General features: G+C 45.5%; 3 protein-coding genes. All 3 read right to left on the bottom strand.

All coding sequences use genetic code 11. From position 1 onward, the window contains the following. Positions 1 to 525: 525 nt before the first annotated feature. The 3 genes from ACUVJL_RS03590 to ACUVJL_RS03580 all read right to left on the bottom strand — a co-directional run bounded on the left by ACUVJL_RS03590 (position 526) and on the right by ACUVJL_RS03580 (position 3,509). Positions 526 to 1,980 (bottom strand): hypothetical protein, encoded by a 1,455-nt coding sequence (locus ACUVJL_RS03590; RefSeq protein ID WP_445244593.1) that lies wholly within the window; start codon positions 1,978 to 1,980, stop codon positions 526 to 528. A 269-nt stretch (positions 1,981 to 2,249) separates the two neighbouring features. Continuing rightward, positions 2,250 to 2,870, bottom strand: a complete 621-nt coding sequence (locus tag ACUVJL_RS03585) for a DUF3177 family protein (RefSeq protein ID WP_445244592.1) — start codon at positions 2,868 to 2,870, stop codon at positions 2,250 to 2,252. A gap of 402 nt (positions 2,871 to 3,272) precedes the next feature. Next, a complete protein-coding gene (locus tag ACUVJL_RS03580; RefSeq protein WP_445244591.1) occupies positions 3,273 to 3,509 on the bottom strand; it encodes a Calvin cycle protein CP12 in 237 nt (78 codons plus the stop codon). Positions 3,510 to 3,937: the final 428 nt, after the last annotated feature.

Here is a 3,937-nt window from a genome sequence, read left to right as displayed (position 1 = left end):
GGGCGTCCCGCCCGTCCAAAAAGGACGGGCGGGACGCCCATCCCACAAACTTGTGGAAGTTATTTAATTCTCATTCCTAAAAAACGCTTTTTACAAAACTGAGTTGCTCCCGAAACACCGTTAGTCAGGGAATTGAAGTTACAAACTCAGGCGGATTTTAAACTGCGTTTAGAACACGATCGCCGTCACGAATTTAAGGCAGCTAAAACCTGTTTTTACAGCGCTTTGCATCTAAATGGAGTACACCCCTGGCACCCTCCCCGAAGTTCGGGGAGGGTGCTCGATAGGGCGGGTGGGGTGAATGTACTTCACTCAGTTGAAATCTGCTGTATCAAGTTTTAGCATCTTTGCTGGAAGCCCCACACCATATCTGTACGGCTGTTGGTGGCGGGATGGATAGGCGGATTGACGTAGAGAAAGCGAGTCAATCAATCTTGTCACGGTGTAATCGATCAATCCACTCTTGTATAAGCTGAGTAACGGTCTTTTCTCTATACGAGGCAATAATACTGTATTTAGAGCGAGTCAACCATTTGATCGAAAAGGGCGATCGGGAAAATTGGTTTGGGGTTGGGACTTTAACTTAGAAGTGATATCGTAGTATCGGTAGATAGTAGATTTGCGGCTGTCAAACAACTTGAGAATTGAATCAATAACAATTTCTGTAACTATCGGGTTAAAGCCGGAAATAAAGTCGTCGGCGTTTAGATTTTGTCTAAAAAATTCCTTAGCTCGATCGCACTGATAGCGCATTTCGTCAAAGCCAACAATTTTTACCACAAACGTTGTCAGGGGCGATATCTCCAAATCGGTATTAGAAGTGCTTTTAGCCCGCCCATTTTCTAATAAATTCAATACTTCCGCTTCTAAACTAATTTTAGGTTTGTAAGGTTTCTCTATTTCTGGAAAAAAGCTTTCCAGGCGCACGCAGTTAGCAGTTTGATCCGGAACTCCTCCCATCATCATCGCCAGAGAAACCTCAATCCCCAAATCCGAAGAAAGAGCTTCTAGCAGGGCTAAAGCAGGCAGTTTGCACCCCAAATAAAGCTTTGCAATTTCGAGATTGGACTTAGCAGTAGTTTCCCAGCGCTGATACGTGCGATCGTCTGGATATCCCTCAAACTGCCGGAAAATCATCTCTGGCTTGAGATAATTCAGAAAACCTTCCATCTTCAGCAAAGCAACTCGGTAGTCGCGAATCGTGTAAAAACCGCAGCAGATGAGATTATGATTGGTTTCCGGCAGTAAATTCCAGGTATTTGCCAAAAAATGGGCTGCACTCGGGTGAGCAAAACTCCTCACATCCCGGTTAGAAATTCGCACAGATTTTTTCACCGTTTCCCGCATTTGCTCGTCAGTAAAAGTGAGGTTAAACAGGCTATTTATTGCTTGCAAGCGGTCATAAAGGCGCTGGCTTACCGTTACTCCGGACTCGGCGGCGCGAAACGGAATTGTTGCTTCAATGCAGCCTGCAATTTGAAGCAGTTGCTCGCGTTTGAGAAATGGTTCAAGAGCTTTTGCTGCTACCAAAGCGCTGAGAAATTCGTTTTGTCCGGAGAAGGGATTGAGGACTTCGCCCGGTTCAAAATTGAATATCAGCATTACCATCTCGAAGGTAGCATCCGCAGACAGTTCAGATTTATCCCGAATTTGTAGCTGTTTGTTAACCTCTTTTGCAACAGGAGTGATGTAGTAGCTGACGTTAAAATTAATGCTGCGATCGACTTGCACGTAGACGGTATCGTGAAATAAAGCTGCCAAAACCTCGATCGCGTCTTCATTTCCCCCGACATCAAAAATATGTTCGGGAGTGTGAAAAAACCGCCAGGGCCCCATCATCGGCTGAACAATCAGTTCGGCAATCCGAGCGATTTCACTTGGTTCGACTTTTGCTTCCAGGCGATCGAGCGCCCAAATCAGCTTTTCTAAGCACTGTAAGTAGGCTTGTTTGCTATCCATCACAGTCTTTCCCAATAACATTACTGTCAGTCGATTTTAGATTTTAGATTCTAGATTTTAGATTTACTCCACAGATGAATCTGGAAGCTTGAACCTTAGTCTAAAATTTTTATATCTCCACGACAGGAGTCGGGGCTTGTATCCGTTTTTGGGCGGGGTGACATCAGCCACCCTGCTGTTAGTTTGATGCTTTTGTAGATGCGCCCCGGCTTTTTTGAGTTGGAATTTTTGAGCTTTTTGTTTAATACTTTTGCGGGAATTTAGGAGGCAAATACTTACTTAAAATCCACTTAGTTTCCGGTAGCTGACCTCCCGTTTTTTCCCAGTCTAATTAGCACAAAGTATGACAAGTAAATCACATAGATTGCTAAACCTATCAGACCCAAAAATCCCAAAAATTGAGGGTTGGCCGTAGGGTGAAACATTTGTTTGTACAGCCAAGGTGGGTCTAACCAAACGCGGCAAAAAGGTTCGTCAATTACCTGAATTTGAGATTTAAAGGCACAGCTTAAGAAGGGAAGTTGAGCTAGAGCGCCCAAACCGCTGTAAACAGTAATCGCCCACCGCCAAGCTGTAAAAGCCAGTTTCAGGGGCGACTGCGGTCGATCGGCAATTTCTTCGTTTAAATCCTCCCAAAACCAAAGACAAGCAGGAATTAAGACCCTCCCAATCACCGACGACACAAAGCTCACAGGCAGCGCAGCCATCATCAGGTAAAGAGTAATTGCCAGCAAACTCGCCACTCGCCAATAAATAATCGACAAACGGACGATCGCCTCCGCTTTTGCAACAACAGCCCAAATCAGCACTACCAGCGGGATCGAAATTGTTAATAACACAGATAACCGGTAATCCATCCAGACTAGCGGTTGAAACCAAGGCCGGGTGGCTGCCAATAAAAGACTGAACATCTTTGGGAAAATATACTCACTTATTTGTGACAAATTCTACTACAAAAATGCTAAAAAATCAGTAACCTGAACACGGCCTTAAGGTTTTGTTACTGCTACCTTTTCTAAGGTACTTGGCGCGCTTTGAAAGGTACTTGAGACACGATAGACGGCAATAGGCTTGGGTTAAAACTGTTTATTCCTCGGATCTCCCTTGCAGCATCCCCCGAACCTTGGGCGATGCCAGAGCAAATTCTTGTCGCCCAAGGGGGCGAGGGGGAACCTGGCTGATTTGAACCGTATAGAATAGAGGGCAAATCTCGCCATTACCTAACCTAAAGGCTCAACCCATAAAATAAAATTCTCCCGCGCCAAAAGTTAGATTTCGGCGCGGGAGGTTCGGCAGAGAGCTAAATAGCTCGTTTATTCGTCGTAGATGCGGCACTCAGCAGCGTCAGGATTGTCGTCGCAATATTTTTCAAAAGAATTCTTAGGTTTGACTTGCTTTTGGTGGGAAGCTTCTGCTTGCAGTTCTTCAACTGCGTCCCACGCAGCCGCGCATTCCCCGGAAGTGGCGCCCTTGAGGTCACAGACGGTACGAGCGCTTTCTAGTTCTTCTTCAATTTTTTCTTGGATGTTGACGGAGGGTGTTGTTGTCATAAAGCTTGTTGGTATGAAAGTGTAGGAGAATATGGTTGTCCCCGACCTATTTCTAGGTAATGTTAGCACGCGCCTTTGTTTAGTGAGCTTGCGCCGGCTAACGGCACATCCTTAACCAAAATAAAGATGTTTAACCGTTAACAACAGAGCAACAGATTAGCTATCGCATCCGCTTGGTGTCTTGACACTCCCCGCGCGATCGCGACGGGGATTCTTAAGACTTTCGGGCCTTAATATCCCTATTGCCAGGGTTTCCGGGCGCAATCCTTTGGCCAAAAATGGCGGTCTGCTATCCTAGTCTTACAACTAGCTCCTCGGTCGTGACTTTCCTCCAGTCCGGGGGTAGGTTTTAACGTCTTTTACTGACGATTTAATCGGTTCAGAACCTTAGTATTGGTTGTGATTAATTATTTTGAGCATCCGTACTG

It is taken from the genome of Microcoleus sp. OTE_8_concoct_300, assembly GCF_031383065.1.
Classification (GTDB): Bacteria; Cyanobacteriota; Cyanobacteriia; order Cyanobacteriales; family Microcoleaceae; genus Microcoleus.
Note: the sequence above shows the minus strand (reverse complement) of the source record. Positions and strands in the feature narration are given on the sequence as shown.